A 22944-nucleotide genomic window follows, 5' to 3' on the forward strand; every position below is an offset into this window, starting at 1 on the left:
CCCCGCGCGATCCCCGCGCGATGCCCGGGCGACGCCTGGGCCCTGTCCCTCCCGCTTGTCGGAGCAGGCTGGGATGCTGCCTGCGTGACCCACCCCGTCGTCGATGCCGTCCGGACCGCCCTCGCCGGGGCGGGCGACCCCGAGCGTGCGGTGAGCCAGCAGGCCTACATGAAGTCGTCGATGCCCTACCGCGGCCTGACCTCCCCCGAGCTCAAGGCGCTGCTGCGACCGATCCTGGCCGACCCGGCATACCGGATCGAGGGGCGCGGTGAATGGGACGGCGCGGTGCGCGAGCTCTGGGACGGTGCCACCCACCGCGAGGAGCGGTATGCCGCGACGGCGCTCACGGGACACCGCGCCTACCGCGAGTGGCAGGACCCGGACGTGGTCCCGCTCTACCGCCACCTCCTTGTGACTGGCGCCTGGTGGGACCACGTCGACGAGGTCGCGAGCAACCGCATCGGGCCGATCCTGTTGTCCCACAAGGCGACCATGACACCCGTGGTGCGCGGGTGGGCGACGGACGACGACCAGTGGCTGCGCCGGACCGCCATCATCAGCCAGCTGACGTTCAAGGAGCAGACCGACCTCGCGCTGCTGCGTGAGGCCATCGAGCCCAACCTCGCGGACACCAGCTTCTGGATCCGGAAGGCGATCGGATGGGCTCTGCGCCAGCACGCGCGGACCGACCCGGACTGGGTACGTGCGACCGTTGCGGAGTACGGCGACAGGTTGAGCGGACTGAGCCGGCGCGAGGCCCTCAAGCACCTCTGACGGGATGGGCCGGACGGACGACGACCCGCGCCACTGCCAGGGCGGCCAGCGCGGACCCCGCGGCCACGAGGAAGGCTGCGCCGATCTGCCCTGCGTCCGACAGCGAGCCTGCGGCGGCGGCACCCGCCGACGAACCCACCAGGAACGCGGAGATCAGCCACGCGAACGCCTCGGTGGTCGTGCCGACCGGGGCCAGCCGGTCGACCAGCTGGAAGACGCACGTGAGGACCACCGGCAGGCCGACCCCGCTGGCGACGGCGAGCAGACCCATCACCAGGGCGTTCGACGGCACCCAGGCCAGGGCGGCATACGTCAGCGCGACCAGTCCCAGCCCCAGCAGCAGGTCACGGCGCGGATCGCGGTGGGGCGCGCGCGGGCTGTAGGCAACCCCGCCGACGAGGGCTCCGAGGGCGTTGGCGGCCACGAGCCAGGGTGCCAGCCCGCGGTCGCCGGTCGACTCGGCATAGGCAACCAGCGCGACGGCCGGCACCCCGATGGTCAGTCCCACGAGCGCAACCGCGGCGTACAGCACGCACAGCCGGCGCGAACGCAGCGGTCCGAGCCAGTGCCTGTCCTCGTGCACGGGCGGCACCCACGCACCCGAGGCGCGCGACGCGACGAACCAGGCAGTGCCGGCCAACCCGATGGCAGCGGCCGCCACCAGCCCGCCACCGCTGCCACCCAGCTGGGCGACCAGGACGACCAGCGGACCGATCACGAAGATCAGCTCCTGGGCCGCCGCGTCGAGCGCAAACGCCGACGGCACCTGGCGCGGCGACAGCACGGATGGCCACAGGGTGCGCAGGGCCGGCTCGAGCGGTGGCGTCGCCAGCCCGGCGACCAGGGCCACGAACAGCGCGCCTCCGGACGGCACCCACGGGAGCACCGCGAGCGCGAACGACGAGACCAGCCCACCCAGCACCAGCGCGGCGCGCTGTCCACGCAGGTCCATCACGCGCGAGAGGGCAGGCCCACCCAGGCAACACCCGAGGGAGTATGCCGCGGTGAGCAGACCGGCCCGGCCGTAGCCGCTGCCGGTGTCGCGGGCGAAGAGCACCAGGGCGAGCGGGACCATGCCATTGGGCAGTCGCCCGACCACGGCGGAGAACAACAGCCGCGCGACCTGGGGAAGGCGGAGCAGGGCGACAGGACCGAGCGGCGCGGCTGCCCGGGCGGCGTCAGTCACCGAACGGCCAGCCCACCTGCATCCCTGGGTGCTGGGCACGGTCGAGGCCGGGCTCGAGGTAGTGCTCGCGCCCGAAGAAGATCGCGAAAAAGTCCGGGGGCATCGAGAGCATCCCCTCGATGTCACTCGCCTGGCTCCGGTGCGCCTCGAGGGAGGCGCGACGCTGCTCGAGGTAGTCGCCCACGTCGACCTGCCAGGTGATCTCGGCCTCGGGCGTGCCGAGCGGGTTGCCGTCGTCCATGGGGCTGTCGGGGTCGAACGCCTTGTCCCCGGCACCGGCTGCCACCGCCGCCTGGAAGACCCCGCGCACGGCGTCCCGGTTCATCGTCGACTCGAGCAGTCGAGGGCGACGGGCGGCCAGCTCGGCTGCGCGGTGGACCACGGCGTGGACCTTGACGTGGTCGGGGTGGCCGTAGCCGCCGTGCCAGTCGTAGCCCACCAGGACGTCGGCATCCTCCTCATCGAGGATCGCCGCGAGCCTTGTCGCCGCCTCGTCGAGATCGGCACCGGTGAAGGCGCCCTCGTCCGAGTTCTGCGCCCAGCCGGTCATGCCCGAGTCGCGGTAGCCCAGCCACGCGATCCGTTGGACCCCCAGGGCATCCGCGCTGGCCTGGGCCTCGCGACGACGCCAGTGGACCAGGGTCTCGCCCTCGGGGAGGCCGCCGGACGGGAGCTCGCCGTGGTCGCCATTGGTGGCGAAGACGGTGACGACGCGGTTGCCCTCCGCGACGGCACGGGCCATCGCGCCGGCGGTCTGGGACGCCTCGTCGTCGGGGTGGGCGTGGAGGAAGACGATCGTGGACACGACGCCATCATGCCAACCGCCTCCGCCCCGGTGTCTCAGTCCGCGAAATAGTTAGCGGTAACTATTTACTGGCTGCCCATGCTCCGCTGCACTGGGAGCCGTGACCTCCACCGACTTCAGCGCCCTCGTCGCCACCCTCGACCTTGACACCAAGGTGCGCCTGCTCACCGGCGCCACCTCCTTCACCCTCCACGGCGAGGACTCGATCGGGCTCGCGCCGATGGCCTTCTCCGACGGCCCCACCGGCGTCCGTGGCCTCAAGTTCACCGGCGGCGACCACGTGGCGCTCTTCCCCAACGCCACCCTCCTCGCGAGCGCCTGGGACGAGGACACCGCCCACGAGGTCGGAGAGATGCTGGCCGAGGAAGCCGAGCGGCAGCAGATCCACGTCGTCCTCGGGCCGACCATCAACCTGCACCGGTCCCCCCTTGGGGGCCGGCTCTTCGAGGCCTACTCCGAGGACCCGCTGCTCACCGGTCGTCTCGCCGCGGCATACGTTAAGGGCTTGCAGGGCAAGGGAATCGGTGCCTGCCTCAAGCACCTCGTGGCCAACGAGTCCGAGACGCTGCGCAACTACATGAACTCGGTCGTGAGCGAGGAGGCGCTGCGCGAGGTCTACCTCCTGCCGTTCGAGATCGCTGTCGAGGAGTCGCAGCCCTGGTCGATCATGGCGGCCTACAACGACATCAACGGAGCCGCGGCCACCGAGCAGGACCACGTCAACAACGAGGTCGTGAAGGGCGAATGGGGCTGGGACGGCCTGCTCATGAGCGACTGGTTCGCGACCAAGACCTCCGCCCCGGCGGCGCTCGGTGGCCTCGACCTCGTCATGCCCGGCCCTGACGGGCCATGGGGCGAGGCGCTCGTGGCCGACGTCGAGTCGGGCGCCGTGCCCGAGTCCGTCATCGACGAGCACGTATGCCGGCTGCTCCGGCTCGCGGAGCGGGTCGGCGCCCTGGGTGGTCCGGAAGGTCACCGGGCGTGGCCGACGGACTCGCCGGCACCCGATGCACTCGCGCGCCGCGAGCAGCTGCGCCGACTGGCCACCGACGGCATGGTCGTCCTGCGCAACGAGGGCGGGGTCCTGCCGCTCTCGGGTTCGGGCTCCGGCACGGTCGCCCTCATCGGGCGGCACGCCGTGGAGACCGTCTGCATGGGTGGCGGCTCGGCCCAGGTCAACCCGCCCTACCAGGTGTCCATCGAGGAAGGTCTGCGTGCCGCGATCGGCGACCGGCTGACAGTGGCGGACGGTGTCGAGGTCCGGGAACGGCCCCTCCCCGCCTCGGCCACGGTGATCAGCGACCCCGAGACCGGCGCACCCGGCATGCAGGTCGAGCACGTCGACGCGGACGGTGTGGTCATGCTCTCCGAGCACGTGGGCGGCGCTGACGTGACGACGGGCTGGGACGAGACCCTGCCCCGCCCGACCGAGCAGCTGCGGCTGCGCGCCCGGCTGGTCGAGGGCGGCCACGTGCGGCTAGGGGTTCTCGGCACGGGTCGGTGGACGGTCAGCCTCGACGGTGTGGAGCTCGGTGGAGGAGACCTCGCCGCCAGTGGCGCCGACCCGGGCGAGGGAATGTTCAAGCCTCCGCGCTGGACGACCGAGGTCGACGCGGAGCCGGGCTCGCTCGTCGAGGCCGTCCTCACCATCGTGCGGTCCGAACCCCAACCCGGCCCCGACGGCAAGCTGAGCACGCTGTCGCACGTGCTGGCCTCGGGCATGGGCGTCAAGTCGCTCGTGGCCGGCCCGGTGCCGCCCCCGGCGGATGACGTCATCGAGGCGGCGGTCGAGGCCGCGCGCAGCGCAGAGGTGGCCATGGTCGTGGTCGGGCTCACCCCGGAGCAGGAGACCGAGGGCACCGACAAGTCCACCCTCGTCCTGCCTGGCGACCAGGACCGGCTGGTGTCAGCGGTGGCCGCCGCGGCCCCCCGCACGGTCGTCGTCGTCAACGCCGCCACCCCTGTGCTGATGCCGTGGGCCGGTGACGTCGACGCCGTCATCGTGGTCGGGCTGCCGGGGCAGGAGGGTGGACACGCGGTGGCCGATGCCCTCCTCGGGCTGCGGGAGCCCGCCGGCCGACTGGTGACGTCCTGGCCGGCAGCGGACGGCGCGGCCCCGGCGTGGGACGTCGAGCCGACCGACCTGCAGCTCGACTACACGGACGGGCTGTTCGTCGGCTATCGCGGCTTCCACGCCGGTCACGCGGACGCCCCCGCACACTGGCTCGGCGCTGGTGACGGGTACGGGTCGTGGGACTACGAGTCCGCCGAGCTCACCGAAGCAGGCGTGCGTGTCACGGTGCGAAACACCAGCGAACGACAGTCTCGCGAGGTCGTGCAGGCGTACTTCCAGCCCGCCGACCCCGACCAGCCGGTCCGGCTCGTCGGCTGGGGTTCGGCCACGGTGGCAGCGGGTGAGCGCGTCGAGGTGGAGATCGCCACGGACGCGAGGCTGTGGCGCCGGTGGGACACGGCGGCCGGCGAGTGGGGCGCCCCCCTCACCGGAGGCGAGCTCCTGGTCGCCCGCGGTCTGGGCGACATCCGCACTCGGCTCCCCCTGGCCTGACGGTCGTGACCTTCCCGCACCACCGTCCCGCACAACGGTCGTGAGCACCGCACGACGGGGGCGCGGCCGGCCCAGGGGTGCGGCCGGCACCGGCGACACCCGTGAACGAATCGTCGAGGCAGCCACCGAGCTCTTCGCCGAGCGCGGTTTCCACGCGACGCCGATGACCGCCATCGCCACCGCGTCGGGCTTGAGCCAGACCGGCCTGCTGCACCACTTCGCCTCCAAGGAGGACCTGCTCGCGGCGGTGCTCGAGCAGCGCGACCTGCGCGACCTCGCGAGCCTGTCCGCCCGACGCGAGGCACCCGCCCGCGGCTGGGAGGTGCTCGACGACATGGTGGAGCTGGTGCGGCTCAACGCCCGTCGCGAGGCGATGGTCCGACTCTTCACCAGCCTGGCCGGCGAAGCGGTCGACCCGGCGCACCCGGGACACGACTGGCTGCGGCGGCACCACGCGAGTGCCGTCGACTCACTCACCCGCGCCCTGACCGACGCCGTGGCCGACGGAAGTGCCGAGCCGGGGCTGCCAGCGCCGGCCATCGCCCGGCAGTTCGTCGCCCTCATGGACGGGCTCCAGCTGCAATGGCTGGTCGCCCCCGACCAGGTGGACATGGCTGCCGACGTCGAGTCCTACGTCGCCGGGCTGCGCGACCGCTGGGCGACCGCTGGGCGACCACCACCGAACAGGTCTCCGGCCAACCGTTAGCGTGGCGCGGTGAGCAGAGGGCAGGTCGGTGCGAGGTCGGCGCAGAGCCGCGACATCCTGCGCCTCGCGGTCCCCGCGTTCCTCGCCCTCGTCGCCGAACCCCTGTTCCTGCTGGCCGACTCGGCGATCATCGGCCACCTCGGCACCGCCCAGCTCGCCGGCCTCGGAGTCGCGAGTGCCACCCTCATCACCGCGGCCAACATCTTCGTCTTCCTCGCTTACGGCACCACCTCGATCGTGTCGCGCCAGATCGGCGCCGGCAGCGAGCGCGGCGCCCTGGAAGCAGGCATCGACGGCACCTGGCTCGCGGTCGGGCTGGGGGCAGCGACCTCCATCGCCGTCGCCTTCGCCGCCGAACCGCTCTGCCGGGTCTTCGGCGCGTCCGAGGACGCCATCGGGTATGCCGCGACGTACCTTCGCATCTCGGCCCTCGGCATCCCCGCGATGCTCGTGGCGTTGGCCGCCACGGGGGTGCTTCGCGGGCTTCAGGACACCCGGACACCGCTGGTGGCCTCGGTCGCCGGATTCTCCTCCAACGTGGTTCTCAACCTCCTCTTCGTCTACGGATTCGGTTGGGGCATAGCCGGATCCGCGTGGGGCACCGTGATCGCGCAGACCGGCATGGCGATCGGACTCGTGACCGTCCTGGTGCGCCACGCGCGCCGGGCAGGCGCCACTCTGCACGCGCATCCGGGCCGCGTCCTGCGCGCCGCGCTGACCGGCATACCTCTGCTCGTGCGAACGCTGGCGCTTCGCGCGATCCTGTTGGTCACCACCTGGGTCGCCGCCGGCCTCGGTGACGTGCCGCTGGCCTCGCACCAGGTGGCGGCGACGGTGTGGAGCTTCCTGGCGTTCGCCCTCGACGCCCTCGCCATCGCTGCGCAGGCGATCACGGGCAAGGCGCTCGGCGCCGGTGACGTAGCTGCGGCACGCGCCGCAACCACCACGATGATCCGGTGGGGCATCTGGGGAGGAGCACTCCTGGGGCTGGTCGTCCTGGCGGTGCACTCGTTGCTGCCCGCGCTCTTCACCACCGACCCCGCCGTGCGGTCGGCGTTGGCCGCCGCCCTCATCGTGGTGGCCCTCGGGCAGCCCCTGGCCGGCTACGTCTTCGTGGTGGACGGGGTGCTGATCGGTGCGGGTGACGGTCGCTGGCTCGCCAAGGCCATGGCGGCGACGCTGGTGCTCTACCTGCCCGTCGCCCTCTGGGTGCACGCCACCGGTGACGAGCTGCTGGCCCACGGTGCGCCGCGAGCGGTCGTCGTCCTCTGGGTCGTCTTCACGGCGTTCATGGCGATCCGCGCGTGCTTCTTCTGGTGGCGGATCCGCGGCGACGCCTGGGCCGTGACCGGCGCAGCCCGCTGACCCCTCGCGCGGAGCGCCGACTTGTTGCCGGCTGGTGGTCACCGAAGGCCAGTTCGGGGGTCCGGTGACGATCTGCGCGCAACAAGTCCACGGCCTCGGCGACTTGTTGCCGGCTGGTGGTCACCGAAGGCCAGTTCGGGGGCCCGGTGACGATCTGCGCGCAACAAGTCCACGGCCTCGCCGACTTGTTGCCGGCGGGTGGTCACAGAAGGCCAGTTCGGGGCCCGGTGACGATCTGCGCGCAACAAGTCGTCATGAGGCCGGGCGGGTCGCSGGGCCGGGCGGGCGGGCGGGGTCAGGCGACGCGGGTCGCGGCCTCGCGGCGGGAGTCGCCGGCGGCGTCGAGCGTGCCGTCGGCCAGTCGCCGGGCCGCACCGACACCACCGAAGAACATCGACCTCGGGCCGTGCGAGAACGACGGCAACCCCAGGCTCTCCACCGCAGCAGACACTGCGTCGTCGTCCTCGTGATCGACCCGCGTCGTCCCGTCCTCCAGGATCCGCAGGTGCACCCGCGTCGCGTCGATCGCCTCCTGCATCGGGAGGCCCTCGAGGCAGTAGCGACCGAGCACCTGCATCAGGGCTGTCGTGATCCGGTCGGCGCCAGGGCTGCCGATCGCGAGCGCCCCGCCAGACCGCGAACGCGCCACGGACGGGGACATGTTGGAGGCGAGGCGGGTGCCGGGAGCCAGCGCGTGCAGCCCGAGCCTGTTCAGCTCGGGCTCGCCCAGACAGTTGTTGAGCATGAGTCCGGTGCCGGGAACCGTTGCGCCGGAACCATACCCGCTCGATGCCGTGATCGCGCAGAGCGTGCCGTCGCTGTCGACCGCCGAGACGTGGGCCGTCGAGGAGGAGGTCGGCAGGCTGGCCAGCCCGTTGCGGTCGACCGACTCCAGCAGGGCGTAGCCGTCCTCCTCGAGATCGGTCGACAGGTCGTGCACCTGGTGGCGGTAGGACAGCACCCTTCGCTGGATCTCGATGATGCGCGCCCAGTCCCAGCCGCCGGTCGCGAGCTCACGCAGCATCACGGTGAGCATCGGCCCACCCACCGAGGGAGGCGGGTTGAGGGCCAGGTCCCACTCCCCGAGGGTGAGACGCAACGGCGTGCGGACCACCGCCCGGTAGGCCGCGAGGTCAGCGGCGGTGATCAGGCCACCGCGCGCGTCACTGTCCGCAGCGATGCGGGCGGCCAGGTCGCCGGTGTAGAGGGAGCGGGCTCCCTCGGTGGCGATCTGCTCGAGGGTGTCGGCGAGGTCGGGGTTGGTCGCCTGCTGACCGGCGATGACGATCTCGCCGTCGTCGCCCCTCACCAAGGGCCTGGTGTGCTCGTCCCACCCGAAGACCAGCTCCCCGGTGATGGCGAGGTAGCTCGCCGCGGCGCCACCGATGGCATAGCCGGTCCGGGCTGCCACGATGCTGGGATCCAGGACGTCCCGCCACGTCGCCGCACCATGACGGTCGTGGGCCACGCCCAGGGCTGCGAACGCGCCGGGGGTCGCGACCGAGCCGTGACCGGCATACAGGGTGAGGCCGCCGCCGTAGGAGGTGGTGACCTCGCGAAGCCCCGTCCCGAACTGCGAGGGGTCCAGCCCACGACCGGGCATCTCGACGTTGCCGTCGATCACCTCGGGGTCGCCGCCGGCGGGCCAGACACTGACGAAGGCGCCGCCCGCGGCCGAGACGATGCCCGGCTCGGTGGTCATCGCGGAGACCATCGCCGCGATGGCGGCGTCGACGGCGTTGCCGCCGGCAGCGGCCGCCGCGAGGCCGGCCTCAGCAGACGCCGGTCCGGTCGCCGCGATCGCCACGCGTGGTGTCATGCGCCCGATTCTGTCCCATGCCCCGAACTCCCGCACGGGGCCACCCGCGCCCGAACGGACCCAGGAAGGGCGCCGGGCGTGACGAAGGCCCGGCCCCGCCGTGCAGCGGGAGCCGGGCCTTCGTGCAGCGGCTGGGTCAGCCGGCGACGACGTCGAGCGTCACCTTGGCCTGCACCTCGGGGTGCAGGCGGATGAGCGCCTCGTGGCTGCCGACGGACTTGATCGGGGTCGTGACCTCGATCTTGCGCTTGTCGAGCTCCGGGCCACCGGCCGCCTTCACGGCGGCGGCGATGTCGGCGGTCGAGATGGCACCGAACAGGCGACCGGAGCCACCAGCGTGGGCCACGACCTTGACGGCCTTGGCCTCGAGGTTGCCCTTGATCGACTTGGCCTCCTCGAGCGAGTTGATCGCCCGGACCTCGCGGCCCTTGTTGATCGAGTCGACCTGCTTCTGCCCGCCCTTGGTCCACGCGGTGGCCAGGCCACGGCGGAACAGGAAGTTGCGGGCGTAGCCGTCCTTGACGTCGACGACGTCACCGGCGGTCCCGAGGCTGGAGACCTCGTGGGTCAGAATCACCTTCATGGTTCAGATCCTCCTAGCGCCCGAGCTCAGCGGGACGAGCTCGAGTAGGGCAGCAGCGCCATCTCGCGGGCGTTCTTGACCGCGGTGGCAATGAGTCGCTGCTCCTGGACGGACACACCGGTCACCCGACGCGCGCGGATCTTGCCGCGGTCGGAGATGAACTTGCGCAGCAGCGCAGTGTCCTTGTAGTCGATGTTCTCGACCTTCGCCGCCTTCAGCGGGTTGGCCTTCTTCTTGGGCTTGCGCACAACGGGCTTGGCCATCGTGGTGCTCTCCTTCTGCTGAGAGTCTCAGCGGATGAGCCCTGGTCTCCCAGGGATGGTGTGTTCACGTTTTTCTGGATGATGCTGTTCAAACGGTGGGTATGCCGCGTGGCCGGCTTCCCTGCGGAAGCTCACCACCCGGCATACCGAGTGATCTGTGCCTGTGACCGATCAGAACGGGGGCTCGTCGTAGGACGGCGCGCCGCCGCCCCACCCGCCACCCTGCTGGCCGCCACCCTGGGGTGCCGACTGCGGAGCGGACTGCTGGCCACCGGACGGGCCGGTCGCCCACGGGTCCTCCTGCGAGCCACCCTGGCCACCACCGGAGAAGCCGCCACCACCCGCTCCGCCGCGCTGGGTCTTGTTGACCTTCGCAGTGGCGTAGCGCAGGGACGGGCCGACCTCGTCGACCTCGAGCTCCATGACGGTGCGCTTCTCGCCCTCTTTGGTGTCGTACGAGCGAGACTTCAGGCGACCGGTGACGAGCACGCGAGTGCCGCGCTGCAGCGACTCGGCGACGTTCTCCGCCGCGTCACGCCACACCGAGCAGCGCATGAACAGCGTTTCGCCGTCCTTCCACTCGTTGGACTGCCGGTCGAACTGCCGCGGCGTGGAGGCCACGGTGAAGTTCGCGACGGCAGCACCCGAGGGGGTGAAGCGCAGCTCAGGGTCGCCGGTGATGTTGCCGATGACGGTGATGATGGTGTCGCCAGCCATGGAGCAGGTCCCCTGTTCGTTTGGGTCAGGTCTGGTCGAGCAAGCTCTTCAGAGCCGGCTCAGTGTTCAGAAACAGATCGGGTGCAGCTCAGGCGCCGGGGCGCAGGAGCTTGGTGCGCATGACCGACTCGTTGAGGCCGAGCTGGCGGTCCAGCTCCTTGGCCGTGGCCGGCTCTGCGGTGAAGTTGACGACGGCGTAGATGCCCTCGGCCTTCTTCTTGATCTCGAACGCCAAGCGACGGCGGCCCCAGATGTCGATGTTGTCGACGGTGCCCTTGTCCTTGGTCACGACGGTGAGGAACTTGTCGAGCGACGGCGCGACGGTCCGGTCGTCGAGCTCGGGGTCGAGGATGACCATGAGTTCGTACTGACGCATGCTGATAACCCGCCTCCTTTGGTCTATGGCGGTCACGGTCTCTCCGTGACAGGAGGGTTGCAGTGCGATCCCCTGCGAAGCACCGTCGAGGTGCGCCGCCGGGGAACCTGGAACAGAGTACCGGGACACAGGGACATCGACCGAATCGTTGTCCACAGGCCCCGATTCCGGGCGGGCGCCCCTCAGGCGAGGCGGACGAGCAGCTGGTCGGGGGCGTCCGTGAAGTCGCCGGCCAGCTCGTCGACCACTGCGTCGGAGTCGTCGGCCTGGTCGAAGTCCCGGGAGTCGTCCTTGGGAAGGTCCCCCGTGTCCTGGCCCCGCAGCTCCTCGGAGGAAGAGACCTCCGGGGCCTCCGCGCGTTGCGCGGCGGTGTACCAGACCCGCCACACGAGGTAGCCGACGGCGAGGACGCGGAGGGTGAGGGTCACGGCATACCAACCGGCCGGGAGGCCCCGGTCGGGCTTGGACAGGCCGCCGACATAGAGCCACACGGCGACGAAGTGGAGAGCCTCGGCCCCTGCCCACAGCAGGTGGTCCCGCCAGCGGAGCCCGCACAGCGCCACCAGCGGCAGCAGCCAGAGGGAGGACTGCACGGGGAAGGTCTTGCCGGCCAGGAGGGCGAGGGCGACCAGGACGAATGCGACCTCGGCCAGGGTGGGCCGACGTCGGGTGCTCAGCGCGAACATCGCGCCCGTCAACGCGGCCAGCACCAGCCCCACCACCGTGAGCAGGGTGCTGACTCCGGCGGGGAGGGGGTGACCGACCAGGTCGGGCACCATCCACAAGGAGCCCAGACCGGCGGGGCTGTCCCACCACTTCTCGTACGACACCACGATGGCGCCGGGGTTCGCGACCAGGAACGGCAGCAGGACCACACCCACGGCCCCGGCTGCGGCGGCCAGCGTCCGACCGACCGCCTCGAGGCGGCCGGTGCGCAGCCCGAGGACCACGAGGGCCAGCAGGATCAGGACGGGGTAGGTCCGGGCGGCGACTGCCAGGCCCAGGAGGGCACCGGCCAGCGCGGGGCGTCGCCGGCTCCAGGCCCAGATGCCGGCGCTGGCGAGGGCGACCCCGAACAGGTCGGGCGACAGCATCGCCGTGAGCAGCAGCACGGGGCTGAGCGCGACCTGCGCGGCGTTCACGGAGTGCCGCGGACGCGAGGCGGCGGTGAGGTAGACGATGGCGATGGCGAGGCCGGTGCCGAGCAGGGCCCACAGGGCGAAGTACCACCGGGTCTGGTCGAGGAACGACCCGTCCGGCACCAGACCTCCCACCCAGGCCATCACCGAGCCCGTGAGCACCGGGTGGTCGGCCCGCGCACCGTCACCAGCGAGGTAGGACGCCAGGCCGTCGTCGAGGTTGCCCAGCTGGTAGAGCGCCGGCAGGTCGGAGAAGCAGGCGTGCCAGAACTGGTCCGAGCCGGTCCAGCCCTTCTGGATGCAGTGGGCACGCTCCGCCACCGACAGCGACATGGTCGCAGCCGTCGCGACGAGCAACGGCACGACCGTGGCGACCCACGAGACCGCCCGGGCCGAGACGTGCCGGCCCAGTGGCCCGCCGGCGACCGCCAGCGCACCACCGGGCAGGAGGTCCGACGTCGAGGAGACGTGCGGCGCCGGGTCGTGCGGCCGGGTCACTGTGTCGTCGGGGGTGGTCCGCCGGCGCCGAGCGTGATCGTCGTCGGCGGCGGGACCGTGGTCGTCGGCTTGCCCGTGCCCTTGGTCTTGGTCGGGGTGGGCGTCGTCGTGGTGGTCGTCGTGGTCGTGGTAGTCGTGGTCGTCGTGGTGGACGTCGTCGTCGGCGGCGGGGTGTAGACCTTGTCGTCACCGAGGCCGGCGCGCTTGGGGAAGTCGACGACCTTCTGGCCCTTGAGCGCCGCGGTCATGAAGTCGGTCCAGATGTGCAGCGGCACGGTCGCACCGGTGAGCTCCCCGACGCCGGGGATGTTGTTCATCGACAGCTCCTCGCCCTTGGGGCCGGTGCTGTAGATGCCCACCGCGGTGGCCAGCTGCGGGGTGAACCCGTCGAACCAAGCCGCCTTGTTGTCGGTCGTGGTGCCTGTCTTGCCTGCGACGGGCCGCCCGAGGTTCTGGGCGTACACGGCGGTGCCGTCCTTGACCACCTGCTCCATGGCGTCGACCGTGTCGGCCGTGACGTCCTTGTCGAAGGCCGCCTTCTTGACCGGCTTGGCCTTGTAGTTGAGGTCGCCGGGTCCACCCTTCACGGAGCGGATGTAGTACGGCGTCACCCTGGTGCCCTGGCTCGCGATCGTCGCGTAGGCGTTGGCCATGTCCGTCACCGTGACGTGCGACGTGCCGAGGACGTTGGCGTAGTTGGTCCCGAGCCCCTTCTCCGGCAGACCCGCTGCGACCGCTGCGTCACGGGTGGCCTTGGGCCCGACCTTGATGTTGAGCTGCGCGTAGACGGTGTTGACCGAGTGGCCGGTGGCCGTCCGCAGGTCGATGTTGCCGAACTGCTCACCCGAGCCGGGCCCGAAGTTGCGGACGCCGCCGCGGCGCAGGAAGTCGGTCTTCGCCGCGGAGTCCTCGAACTCCTTGAAGTACTGCGGGCTGCGGCCCTCGAACTTGGTCTTGGTGCTGATCGGCTGGTCCTGGGACAGGGCCGCCAGCAGGGCGAAGATCTTGAACGTCGACCCGGCCTGCATGCTGGCCTGGGTAGCGGTGTTGAACTGTTCCTTCTGGTAGTCCGCACCGCCGTACATCGCGACCACGGAGCCGTCCCCGGGCTTGATCGAGGTCAGGCCGACCCGCAACGACGACGTGCCCTTGCCCTTGGGCATCCGGGCCTTGACCGCGTCGACGGCGGCCTTCTGCGCCTTCTGGTCGATCGTGGTGACGATCCGGTAGCCACCCTTGTCGATGTCGGTGTCGGTGAGCTTGAGCTTGGCCTTGAGCTCGCGCTTGACCGCGTCGGTGATGAACCCGTTCGGTCCGGCGGCATTGCGGTTCGGCTGGTACTTCACCAGGGACTTGGTCGGGAACGTCGCCTCGGCCCGCGCCTCAGGCGTCAGCCAGCCCTTGGTCACCATGCCGTCCATCACGTACTTCCACCGGGCCTCGGCGTTGGCCTTCTGGGACTCCCCGAGACCGGGGTCGAAGAACGACGGTCCCTTGACGACCGACGCCAGCAGGGCGCCCTCGGACGGCGTCAGCTTGGACACGTCCTTGTTGAAGTAGGCCTTCGACGCCGTCTGGATGCCGAACGCCCCGCGACCGTAGTAGATCGTGTTGAGGTAGTTCTCGAGGATCGTGTCCTTGGACTGCTGCTTGGCGATCTTGATGGAGATGATGATCTCCCGGCCCTTGCGCGACAGCGTCTGGTCCTGGGTCAGGAAGTAGTTCTTGACGTACTGCTGCGTGATCGTCGACCCGCTCTGGGCGGTGCCGCCGGACAGGGTCGTCCAGGCACCCCGGAGGATGCCGGTCGGGCTGATCCCGGAGTTCTGGTAGAAGTTGCGGTCCTCCGCAGCCAGGTGGGCCTCCTGCACGGCCTTGGGCACCTGCTTCAACGGCACGGACTCGCGGTTGACCTCACTGATCCGGTCGATCTCGGTCTTGCCGTCGGCGTAGTAGATGATCGATGCCTGCGCAGCGGCCAGGTCGTTCGGCTTGGGGGCGTCGATCATCGAGTAGGCGACGAAGAAGCCGATCGCGAGGAGCAGGAACCCTGCCAGCGCCGTGAGGCCGAGCCACTTCGCCCACCGCCTGCCGGCGCCGCCCTTGGGCCGGGCCGTCTTGGCTGCCTTGGCTCGGCGGGTCTGCCCCGCCTTGGCCTGGGCTCGCGTCTTCGGACGTGGGGTACTCATGTGACCTTCCCGATCGGCATACAGCTGGCGCAGGCACCGACCCTCGGGCCGCCCTTGCGCGCAGTCAAGTGGCCCTCAGTATGACTGGCGGACTTCTGAATCGTGCATTCGGTGTCCCCGGTATGCCGGCTGGCCGGCTGTTCGGGCTGGGTTCACCAGATATATCGGCTCGATATATCTGGTGTACGCTTACCCAGTCGTCGAAGCCACGAGGACACCCACGGGCGAGTTCCGTCCGCCGATCGCGAAGGGAGGTGCTGACCAGTCATGAGCCGTCGTTCCGAGCTCCTCGAGTTCGCCGTTCTCGGCCTCCTGCACGAGAGCCCCATGCACGGCTACGAGCTGCGCAAGCGCCTCAACGCGGCGCTCGGCGTCTTCCGCGCCCTGTCCTACGGCACGCTCTACCCCTGCCTGCGCGGGCTGCTCGACCAGGGCCTCATCGCCGAGGCGGTTGGCACTCAGCACGCGGCCACCTCCGGGTCCAGGCGCGCCCGCATCGTGTACGAGCTCACCGCGGACGGCAAGGAGCACTTCCAGGAGCTGGTCAAGGAAGCCGGGCCGACCGCGTGGGAGGACGACACCTTCGACGTCCACCTGGCCTTCTTCGCCCGCACCGAGGCCGAGGTCCGGCTGCGCATCCTCGAGGGGCGCCGCAGCCGGCTGGAGGAGCGGCTGGACAACATCCGCACCAGTGCGGCCAAGAACCGCGAGCGCTTCGACACCTACACGACCGCTCTCGAGCGGCACGGCCTGGACTCCGCCGAGCGCGAGGTCCGCTGGCTCAACGAGCTGATCACCGCCGAGCGCAACGTCCCCGCTTCGGTCACCACCAAGAGCACCACCAGCAGAACCCCGAAATCCACCACCCCCAAAACCCTCTAGAAGGAGTATTCCCATGGGATCCGTTCGCGTCGCCATCGTTGGCGTAGGCAACTGCGCCAGCTCGCTGGTGCAGGGTGTCGAGTACTACAAGGACGCCGACCCGGCTGGCAACGTCCCCGGGCTCATGCACGTCACCTTCGGTGACTACCACGTCAAGGACGTCGAGTTCGTCGCCGCCTTCGACGTGGACGCCAAGAAGGTCGGCTTCGACCTCTCCGAGGCCATCGGCAACTCCGAGAACAACACCATCCGCATCGCCGACGTGCCGCCCACCGGCGTCACCGTGCAGCGCGGTCACACCTACGACGGCATCGGCAAGTACTACGCCCAGACCATCGAGCAGTCCGACGCCGAGCCGGTGGACATCGTCCAGGTCCTCAAGGACACCAAGGCCGACGTGCTCGTCTCCTACCTCCCGGTGGGCTCCGAGGTCGCCGACAAGTTCTACGCACAGTGCGCGATCGACGCGGGCGTGGCCTTCGTCAACGCGCTGCCGGTCTTCATCGCCTCCGACCCCGAGTGGGCCGCGAAGTTCGAGGCCGCCGGCGTGCCGGTGATCGGCGACGACATCAAGAGCCAGGTCGGCGCCACCATCACCCACCGCGTGATGGCCAAGCTGTTCGAGGACCGCGGCGTGACGCTGGACCGCACCTACCAGCTCAACGTCGGCGGCAACATGGACTTCAAGAACATGCTGGAGCGCGAGCGCCTCGAGTCCAAGAAGGTCTCCAAGACCCAGGCCGTGACGTCCAACCTGACCGGTGCCCTCGCGGGGCTGACCGACAGCCGCAACGTCCACATCGGGCCGTCCGACTACGTCGCGTGGCTCGACGACCGCAAGTGGGCCTACGTGCGCCTCGAGGGTCGCGCCTTCGGTGACGTGCCGCTCAACCTCGAGTACAAGCTCGAGGTCTGGGACTCCCCCAACTCGGCCGGCATCATCATCGACGCCATCCGTGCGGCCAAGATCGCCAAGGACCGTGGCATCGGCGGCGCGCTCATCAGCGCCTCGTCCTACCTCATGAAGTCCCCGCCCGTGCAGCGCGAGGACACCGAGGGCCGCACCAAGCTCGAGGCCTTCATCGCCGGCACCGAGGAGCGCTGACCCAGCGCCCCAGCCACACGGCATACGAGAGGGGCACCTTCCGCATCACGCGGGAGGTGCCCCTTTCGCGTCCCGCCTCGGACTTGTTGCGCGCAGGTCGTCACCGAACCCCCGAAACCGGGCCCTGGTGACCACCGGGACGCACCACGTCGGGGTGGGTCAGCTCGACGGGGGCTGGCTCGAGTCGGCCCGGCTCGACTCCGGCTGCTGCGCCCACCAGTCGCGCAGCTCCTGCTCGGCGGCGTCGCGGCCGATCATGCCCCGGTCGAGGCGCACCTCGAGCAGGTGGGCGTAGGCCCGGCCGAGCACGGGGCCGGGACGGATGCCGAGCACCTCCGCGATCTCGTTGCCGTCGAGCTCGGGCCGCACCTTGGCCAGCTCCTCGGCCTCCATCAGCGCCTCGATCCGGAGCTCGAGGGCGTCGTAGGTCTGCGAGAGGCGTGCCGCCTTGCGGGCGTTGCGGGTGGTGGAGTCGGAGCGGGTCAGCCGGTGGAGGCGCTGGAGCAGCGGCCCGGCGTCCGTGACGTAGCGGCGCACGGCGGAGTCGGTCCAGGCGCCGTCGCCGTAGCCGTGGAACCGCAGGTGCAGCTCGACGAGGCGCGAGACCGCCTTCACGGTGTCCTTGTCGTAGCGCAGGGCCTTGAGCCGCTTGCCGGTGAGCTTGGCGCCGACCACCTCGTGGTGGTGGAACGAGACGCCGCCGCCGGCCTCGAACCTCCGGGTCGCCGGCTTGCCGATGTCGTGCAGCAGCGCGGCAAGTCGCAGCACCAGGTCAGGCCCGGGCACCGACGACTCGGGGCCGTCCGGCGCCCCCTCGAGCGCGATCGCCTGGTCGAGGACGGTCAGCGAGTGCTCGTAGACGTCCTTGTGGCGGTGGTGTTCGTCGATCTCGAGCTTGAGCGCCGGGAGCTCCGGCAGCACGTGGTCGCCCAGCCCGGACTCGACGAGCAGTCGCAGTCCCGCGCGGGGTGCCGGAGCCAGCACCAGCTTGGTCAGCTCGTCGCGGACCCGCTCGGCCGACACGATCCCGATCGATCCCGCCATGGCCGTCATGGCCGCGCTCACCTCGGGGGCGACGTCGACGCCGAGCTGCGCCGCGAACCGGCACGCCCGCATCATCCGCAGGGGGTCGTCGCCGAACGACACCTCTGGGGGCCCCGGCGTGCGCAGGCGCCGCGCCGCGAGGTCGGCCAACCCGGCATACGGGTCGACGAACTCCATGGAGGGGAGCCGCATCGCCATCGCGTTGACGGTGAAGTCGCGCCGCACGAGGTCGTCCTCGAGGTTGTCTCCGAAGGCGACGACGGGCTTGCGGGTCTGGCCGTCGTAGGCGTCGGCCCGGTAGCTCGTCACCTCGACCGTGTGCTCGCCGCGACGCGCGCCGATCGTGCCGAACTCGCGTCCGATGTCCCAGTGGGCGTCGGCCCAGGGCTTGAGGATCGCCAGCGTCTGGTCGGGAGTCGCGCTGGTCGTGAAGTCCAGGTCCGGCGAGAGGCGGCCGAGGAACGCATCGCGCACCGGGCCCCCGACCAGGGCCAGCTCGTGACCCTGCGCCACGAACAGGTCGCCGAGCTCGGTCAGCAGCGGCACCACCGGCGCGAGGTGGGCAGCGGCCCGCCGCATCAGCTCGGGCAGGAGCACTGCCCGGGTCTGGGAGGGAGGGCCGGTCTGCGGCTCGCGGGGATCGGCGGTGGACACGGAGGTCAAGGGTAGGCGCTCGTTAGAGTGGCACGGTGACCTCCCCCGCTCGCGACCCCGAGAGGCTGGTGCCCCAGCGGCCCCGGCTGCCCGCGGTCGAGGAGCGATCGGCGGGCGGGATCGTCGTCGACGTGCACGAGGGCGTCGCCCGGATCGCCGTGATCGCGCGTCGCAACCGGGCCGGCCGCATCGAGTGGTGCCTGCCCAAGGGGCACCTCGAGAACGACGAGACGCTCCAGCAGGCCGCCGCCCGTGAGGTCGAGGAAGAGACCGGTATCGAGGGCCGCGTCCTCACCGAGCTCGGCACCATCGACTACTGGTTCGCCACCGACCAGCGCCGGGTGCACAAGTTCGTCCACCACTACCTGCTCGAAGCCACCGGCGGTCACCTCACCATCGAGAACGACCCCGACCACGAGGCGATCGACGTCGCCTGGCTGCCCCTGCGCGAGGCACACGAGCACCTCACCTTCCCCAACGAGCGACGCATCGCGAGGCAGGCCTGGGCGCGTCTGGCCGGAGACGGGTGATGCACCGCGCATCCGTATGCCGCGTGCTCGCCGCGGCCGCGCTCGCGCTGCCCACGTGGGCGGCCGGGTCCGGGCCTGCGTCGGCAGCGGGCGTCGACCTCGCCCTGTCCGCCGTGACCCCAGCCGTCGTGACGGGCGGCCAGGACCTCGTCGTCACCGGCACGGTGCACAACGACGGCACCGGCCCGCTGAACCGGCCCACCGTGTCCGTGGTCATGCCCACCGCCGACGCCGCCCTGAAGTCGACCCGCGAGGCCGTCCAGGCCTGGGCGACGGCGACCGGCCCGGCGCAGGGAACCGTCATCGCCCAGACCCGGCTCGCCGGTGCCGTGCCGGCGGGCGGGACGGCGTCGTTCTCGCTCACCGTTCCCCGCCTCGCCTCGCTGGGGGGTGCGGCGTACGGCGCCATCCCGCTCAGCATCCAGACCGGCACGTCCAGCGTGCGGACCTTCGCCGGCTACCAGCGGACCAAGCAGTACGAGCCGATCTCCATCAGCTGGGCGGTGCCGCTCACCCTCGACCCCGACCCCAACCTGTTCGGTGGCCGGGGAGCGAGCCGCGAGACCGCCTGGGGCGAGGCGCTCGCCGAGGGATCCCGGGTCAACCGGGTCCTTGACGCGACCCAGGACGCGCCGGTGACCTGGGCCATCGACCCCACCCTCCTGCCCGGCCTGCTGCCGACCGGCGTCGACCTCGGTGGTGAATCCACCCAGGGTGACCAGGAGACGGCGATGCGCGCCGCGACCCAGGCCCGCATCACCGACGCGGCCGCGCGGCATACCCCGTGGGTGCTGCCGGACACCGACGCCGACCTCGCGGCGGTCGCCGGGGCCAGCACGGGCCAGTCCCTGATGCGCACCCTGGTGGGGCGCTCGCAGGCGGTGGCCGAGAAGCTGGGCGGCCGCGCGGACGTGGCCTGGCCGGCCGACGGCGGTTACACCACGAGCCGCGAGACGGCCCTGCGCCGGCTCTTCCGCGTGCCGGCCCTCGTCGGGCAGGTCACGTCGGCCGCGGTGCTCAGCACGCCGGGGTCGGCCGCGACCCCGGGTTCGGCGCAACGCAGCACCACCGGGCTGCCCCTGCTGGCCTACGACGACGCCTTGAGCGCGCTCCTGCGGCGGACCACCTCGTCGGCGGAAGGCGTGCTGAGCACCCAGCAGTTCGTCGCCGACTCGGTCGCGCTGCTCAACGAGCTCCCCGGCACACAGGGGCGCTCGGTCCTCGTGGCGGCGCCCCGTTCGTTCAACCCCGACCCGACCGCCGCCCGGGCCTTCCTCTCCGCCACCGCCAGCATCCCGTGGCTCACCCCGACGACGACCGGCGACGTGCTGGCCAGGGCCAGGCGCGCCGTGGGCACTCCAGCCGCCCCGGTCACCCGGCCCACGGTCGCGCCCAGCGGCGGCCGGGCAGTCCTCACCAGTGCCCGGATCAGCCAGCTGGAGCAGACCGTCCGCACGGTGCGCGGTGTCGCCCAGATCCGCGACGACGGCGACGAGTTCCTGCGCACCTGGACCCGGGCGGCCGAACAGCTCGCCTCCACCCGCTGGCGAGCCGCCCCGACCGCGTGGGACACCCTGAGCGGCCGGGTCACCCAGGCCGCCAGGCAGACGACCACGTCGGTCAAGGTGTCGGCCAGCACGATCAACTTCCTCGCCGACTCCGGTCGGCTGCAGATCACCGTCACGAACGACCTGGCAGTGCCGGTCGAGAACGTCAAGCTCACGGTGGAGGCCTCCAACCCGCGCCTGCGGATCGACAGCCAGCCCGCCGTCCTGCGGATCGGCCCCAAGAGCAGGGCCACCGTGTTCGTGGGCGTCACGGCGCTGGCCGCGGGCTCTGTGCCGCTGCGGACCACCCTGACGACGCCGGACGGCACCGTCATCGGACAGGGCGCCGACGTGCAGGTCCGCGTCACGCCCACGGGCAACTGGGTCTACTGGGGGCTCGCCGCGGTGGGCGGGCTCATCCTGCTGCTGGGTATCGTGCGCACCGTCCGACGTCGCCCCGGCGCCCGGCTCCCCCGAGAGGCCATCCCCGAATGAGCGACGCCACCACCGGCAACGAGCGCAGCCTTGCCCGGTCGAGCGCCGTCATGGCCGCCGGCACGGTCGTCTCGCGGCTGCTCGGGTTCGCGCGGGCCTCGATGCTCGCGGCCACCGTGGGCATCGCCCTGGCGGCCGACACGTTCCAGGTCGCCAACACCCTGCCCAACCAGTTCTACCTGCTGCTCGCCGGTGGTGTCCTCAACGCCGTCCTGGTGCCCCAGATCACCAAGGCCGCGAGCCACGACGACGGCGGTCACGAGTTCGTCAACCGGCTGCTCACCCTCTCGATCGCCCTGCTGCTGGGCGCCACCATCGTCGTCACGGCGGCCGCGCCACTGCTCGTCCGGCTGTTCTCCAACCGGTGGGACGCCACGACCCTGGGGCTGGCCACCGCGTTCGCCTTCATCTGCCTTCCACAGGTCTTCTTCTACGGCCTCTACACCCTGTTCGGCCAGGTGCTCAACGCGCGAGGTCAGTTCGCGGCATACATGTGGGCGCCGGCCCTGGCCAACGTGGTCGCGATCGGCGGGCTGCTCTGGTTCGGCGCGGCCTACGGCAAGGACATCAAGGTCGAGAACTGGTCCGACACCATGATCTGGCTGCTGGCGGGCACCGCGACCCTCGGCGTCGCAGCCCAGGCACTCGCGCTGTGGCTCCCGCTGCACCGCAGCGGCTTCCGGTATCGACCCGTGTGGGGCTTCCGCGGCGTGGGGCTGCGGTCCGCCTCCAAGGTCGCGCTGTGGACTTTCGCGGCGGTGGCCGTCAGCCAGCTCGGGTTCATCGTCACGTCGAAGGTCATGACCCGGGCGGGCGACCTGCTCGACGAGCGCGGTCAGGTCGGCGCGGGCGTCACTGCCTACGGGCTCGCCTTCCTGCTGTTCATGCTCCCCCACTCCCTGATCACGGTCTCCCTCGTCACCGCCCTGTTCACCCGGCTCTCCCAGGCCGCGCACCGCGACGACACGGCGGAGGTGGTCGCCGACCTCGGCCGGGGCATCCGGATGCCCGCGGTGCTCCTGGTCCCCGGCACCTTCCTCGCCCTGGTGCTGGGCGCCCAGGCCGTGCGGGTCGCCTTCCCCGGCAACGACCACGCCGAGAGCCTGGCGATCGCGCACGTGATGATGGCGATGATGCTGGGACTGGTGCCGTTCGGCTGGCTCTACCTCGTGCAACGCGTGTTCTACGCCTACGAGGACGCCAGGACACCGTTCCTGCTGCAGGTGGTGGTGACCGTCGTCGCCACCGCGGTGAACATCACGGCCCTCACCGTGGACCCTGGACGCGCCGGCATCGTCGTCGGCATCGGACAGACGCTGAGCAACCTCGCCGCGGCCCTCCTGGGGTTCATGCTGCTGCGTCGGCGGCTGGGCCTGCTGCGGCTCGGATCGAGCATCCGCACCTACGTCAGGCTCGCGCTGGCCGGGCTGCTGGCCGCCGCGGCCACGGCCTTCATGCTCGTCGGTCTCGAGGGTTTCGGCATCGACGGCGAGCGCTGGTCGGGCGCCCTCGTCGAGATGGTGCTGGGTGGGGTGCTGTTCCTCGTCCTGTGCTTCGGGACCGCCCACCTCCTGCGCGTGGAGGAGGTCGGCCAGCTGTTCGAGCCCGTGTTGCGCCGCCTGCGGCGCCGCCCCTCCTGATCGGGCACGCCCTAGGATGAGCCCGCACCGTGCTGGTGCAATAGGGGCGACGCGTCCATCG

General features: G+C 71.2%; 19 protein-coding genes. 9 read left to right on the top strand and 10 right to left on the bottom strand.

Annotation, left to right across the window (positions count from 1 at the left end; all coding sequences use genetic code 11):
- The first annotated feature begins 84 nt into the window (after nt 1-84).
- Nucleotides 85-774 (top strand): DNA alkylation repair protein, encoded by a 690-nt coding sequence (locus AC1DWR_RS12510; protein WP_477624557.1) that lies wholly within the window; start codon nt 85-87, stop codon nt 772-774.
- Here the strand turns inward: AC1DWR_RS12510 and AC1DWR_RS12515 are convergent.
- Both AC1DWR_RS12515 and AC1DWR_RS12520 read right to left on the bottom strand, forming a co-directional pair.
- Nucleotides 761-1960 carry an MFS transporter gene (locus AC1DWR_RS12515; RefSeq protein WP_477624558.1) on the bottom strand — a complete coding sequence of 400 codons (1200 nt, stop codon included), beginning with the start codon at nt 1958-1960 and terminating at the stop codon, nt 761-763. The genes AC1DWR_RS12510 and AC1DWR_RS12515 overlap by 14 nt on opposite strands.
- Nucleotides 1953-2765: a PIG-L deacetylase family protein gene (locus AC1DWR_RS12520; RefSeq protein WP_477614190.1), complete on the bottom strand. Its 813-nt coding sequence runs from the start codon at nt 2763-2765 to the stop codon at nt 1953-1955. The genes AC1DWR_RS12515 and AC1DWR_RS12520 overlap by 8 nt, the downstream gene beginning before the upstream one ends.
- Before the next feature lie 100 nt (nt 2766-2865).
- Between AC1DWR_RS12520 and AC1DWR_RS12525 the strand changes: the two genes are divergently transcribed.
- From AC1DWR_RS12525 to AC1DWR_RS12535, 3 genes are read left to right on the top strand one after another with little or no spacing between them, the layout of a single operon-like run.
- Nucleotides 2866-5331 carry a glycoside hydrolase family 3 protein gene (locus AC1DWR_RS12525; RefSeq protein ID WP_477614191.1) on the top strand — a complete coding sequence of 822 codons (2466 nt, stop codon included), beginning with the start codon at nt 2866-2868 and terminating at the stop codon, nt 5329-5331.
- Nucleotides 5332-5371: 40 nt separating this feature from the next.
- A complete protein-coding gene (locus AC1DWR_RS12530; RefSeq protein WP_477614192.1) occupies nt 5372-6037 on the top strand; it encodes a TetR/AcrR family transcriptional regulator in 666 nt (221 codons plus the stop codon).
- Between the two features lie 9 nt (nt 6038-6046).
- Complete coding sequence (locus tag AC1DWR_RS12535; protein WP_477614193.1) at nt 6047-7402, top strand: MATE family efflux transporter; 1356 nt, start codon at nt 6047-6049, stop codon at nt 7400-7402.
- 295 nt (nt 7403-7697) lie between these two features.
- Here AC1DWR_RS12535 and AC1DWR_RS12540 read toward each other — a convergent pair whose 3' ends face one another.
- The 7 genes from AC1DWR_RS12540 to AC1DWR_RS12570 form a co-directional block, all read right to left on the bottom strand.
- The gene (locus AC1DWR_RS12540) at nt 7698-9221 is read right to left on the bottom strand and encodes a gamma-glutamyltransferase (RefSeq protein ID WP_477624559.1); all 1524 of its coding nucleotides are present in this window, start codon (nt 9219-9221) and stop codon (nt 7698-7700) included.
- 136 nt (nt 9222-9357) lie between these two features.
- Nucleotides 9358-9804 (bottom strand): 50S ribosomal protein L9, encoded by a 447-nt coding sequence (gene rplI, locus AC1DWR_RS12545; RefSeq protein ID WP_477614195.1) that lies wholly within the window; start codon nt 9802-9804, stop codon nt 9358-9360.
- A gap of 26 nt (nt 9805-9830) precedes the next feature.
- Nucleotides 9831-10067: a 30S ribosomal protein S18 gene (gene rpsR / locus AC1DWR_RS12550; RefSeq protein WP_056884210.1), complete on the bottom strand. Its 237-nt coding sequence runs from the start codon at nt 10065-10067 to the stop codon at nt 9831-9833.
- A 171-nt stretch (nt 10068-10238) separates the two neighbouring features.
- Nucleotides 10239-10784, bottom strand: coding sequence for a single-stranded DNA-binding protein (locus AC1DWR_RS12555; RefSeq protein ID WP_477614196.1), 546 nt, complete (start codon nt 10782-10784; stop codon nt 10239-10241).
- Between the two features lie 88 nt (nt 10785-10872).
- Complete coding sequence (gene rpsF, locus AC1DWR_RS12560) at nt 10873-11160, bottom strand: 30S ribosomal protein S6 (protein WP_056921396.1); 288 nt, start codon at nt 11158-11160, stop codon at nt 10873-10875.
- Between the two features lie 182 nt (nt 11161-11342).
- Complete coding sequence (locus AC1DWR_RS12565) at nt 11343-12797, bottom strand: glycosyltransferase 87 family protein (RefSeq protein ID WP_477614197.1); 1455 nt, start codon at nt 12795-12797, stop codon at nt 11343-11345.
- Nucleotides 12794-14986 carry a transglycosylase domain-containing protein gene (locus AC1DWR_RS12570; protein WP_477614198.1) on the bottom strand — a complete coding sequence of 731 codons (2193 nt, stop codon included), beginning with the start codon at nt 14984-14986 and terminating at the stop codon, nt 12794-12796. Before AC1DWR_RS12570 ends, AC1DWR_RS12565 begins: the two co-directional genes overlap by 4 nt.
- Before the next feature lie 267 nt (nt 14987-15253).
- On the opposite strand from AC1DWR_RS12570, the gene AC1DWR_RS12575 reads away from it, so the two are divergent.
- Together AC1DWR_RS12575 and AC1DWR_RS12580 are read left to right on the top strand one after the other, a co-directional pair.
- Nucleotides 15254-15868, top strand: a complete 615-nt coding sequence (locus AC1DWR_RS12575; protein WP_477614199.1) for a PadR family transcriptional regulator — start codon at nt 15254-15256, stop codon at nt 15866-15868.
- Nucleotides 15869-15881: 13 nt separating this feature from the next.
- Entirely contained in the window at nt 15882-16973 is a 1092-nt protein-coding gene (locus tag AC1DWR_RS12580) for an inositol-3-phosphate synthase (RefSeq protein ID WP_477614200.1), read from the top strand.
- A gap of 159 nt (nt 16974-17132) precedes the next feature.
- Here AC1DWR_RS12580 and AC1DWR_RS12585 read toward each other — a convergent pair whose 3' ends face one another.
- Nucleotides 17133-18596: a CCA tRNA nucleotidyltransferase gene (locus AC1DWR_RS12585; protein ID WP_477614612.1), complete on the bottom strand. Its 1464-nt coding sequence runs from the start codon at nt 18594-18596 to the stop codon at nt 17133-17135.
- A gap of 110 nt (nt 18597-18706) precedes the next feature.
- On the opposite strand from AC1DWR_RS12585, the gene AC1DWR_RS12590 reads away from it, so the two are divergent.
- From AC1DWR_RS12590 to murJ, 3 genes are read left to right on the top strand one after another with little or no spacing between them, the layout of a single operon-like run.
- Nucleotides 18707-19201 carry an NUDIX hydrolase gene (locus AC1DWR_RS12590; protein WP_477614201.1) on the top strand — a complete coding sequence of 165 codons (495 nt, stop codon included), beginning with the start codon at nt 18707-18709 and terminating at the stop codon, nt 19199-19201.
- Entirely contained in the window at nt 19201-21243 is a 2043-nt protein-coding gene (locus AC1DWR_RS12595) for a DUF6049 family protein (protein ID WP_477624560.1), read from the top strand. The genes AC1DWR_RS12590 and AC1DWR_RS12595 overlap by 1 nt, the downstream gene beginning before the upstream one ends.
- Nucleotides 21240-22883 carry a murein biosynthesis integral membrane protein MurJ gene (gene murJ, locus AC1DWR_RS12600; protein ID WP_477614203.1) on the top strand — a complete coding sequence of 548 codons (1644 nt, stop codon included), beginning with the start codon at nt 21240-21242 and terminating at the stop codon, nt 22881-22883. The genes AC1DWR_RS12595 and murJ overlap by 4 nt, the downstream gene beginning before the upstream one ends.
- Nucleotides 22884-22944: the final 61 nt, after the last annotated feature.

Source organism: Pedococcus sp. P2_E2, assembly GCF_056403955.1.

Coding starts and splice junctions, on each gene's coding strand:
- rpsF (WP_056921396.1), bottom strand. CDS start 11,160: ATGCGTCAGTACGAACTCATGGTCATCCTCGACCCCGAGCTCGACGAC.
- rplI (WP_477614195.1), bottom strand. CDS start 9,804: ATGAAGGTGATTCTGACCCACGAGGTCTCCAGCCTCGGGACCGCCGGT.
- AC1DWR_RS12595 (WP_477624560.1), top strand. CDS start 19,201: ATGCACCGCGCATCCGTATGCCGCGTGCTCGCCGCGGCCGCGCTCGCG.
- AC1DWR_RS12585 (WP_477614612.1), bottom strand. CDS start 18,596: ATGCGGCGGGCCGCTGCCCACCTCGCGCCGGTGGTGCCGCTGCTGACC.
- murJ (WP_477614203.1), top strand. CDS start 21,240: ATGAGCGACGCCACCACCGGCAACGAGCGCAGCCTTGCCCGGTCGAGC.
- AC1DWR_RS12540 (WP_477624559.1), bottom strand. CDS start 9,221: ATGACACCACGCGTGGCGATCGCGGCGACCGGACCGGCGTCTGCTGAG.
- AC1DWR_RS12580 (WP_477614200.1), top strand. CDS start 15,882: ATGGGATCCGTTCGCGTCGCCATCGTTGGCGTAGGCAACTGCGCCAGC.
- AC1DWR_RS12555 (WP_477614196.1), bottom strand. CDS start 10,784: ATGGCTGGCGACACCATCATCACCGTCATCGGCAACATCACCGGCGAC.
- rpsR (WP_056884210.1), bottom strand. CDS start 10,067: ATGGCCAAGCCCGTTGTGCGCAAGCCCAAGAAGAAGGCCAACCCGCTG.
- AC1DWR_RS12575 (WP_477614199.1), top strand. CDS start 15,254: ATGAGCCGTCGTTCCGAGCTCCTCGAGTTCGCCGTTCTCGGCCTCCTG.
- AC1DWR_RS12570 (WP_477614198.1), bottom strand. CDS start 14,986: ATGAGTACCCCACGTCCGAAGACGCGAGCCCAGGCCAAGGCGGGGCAG.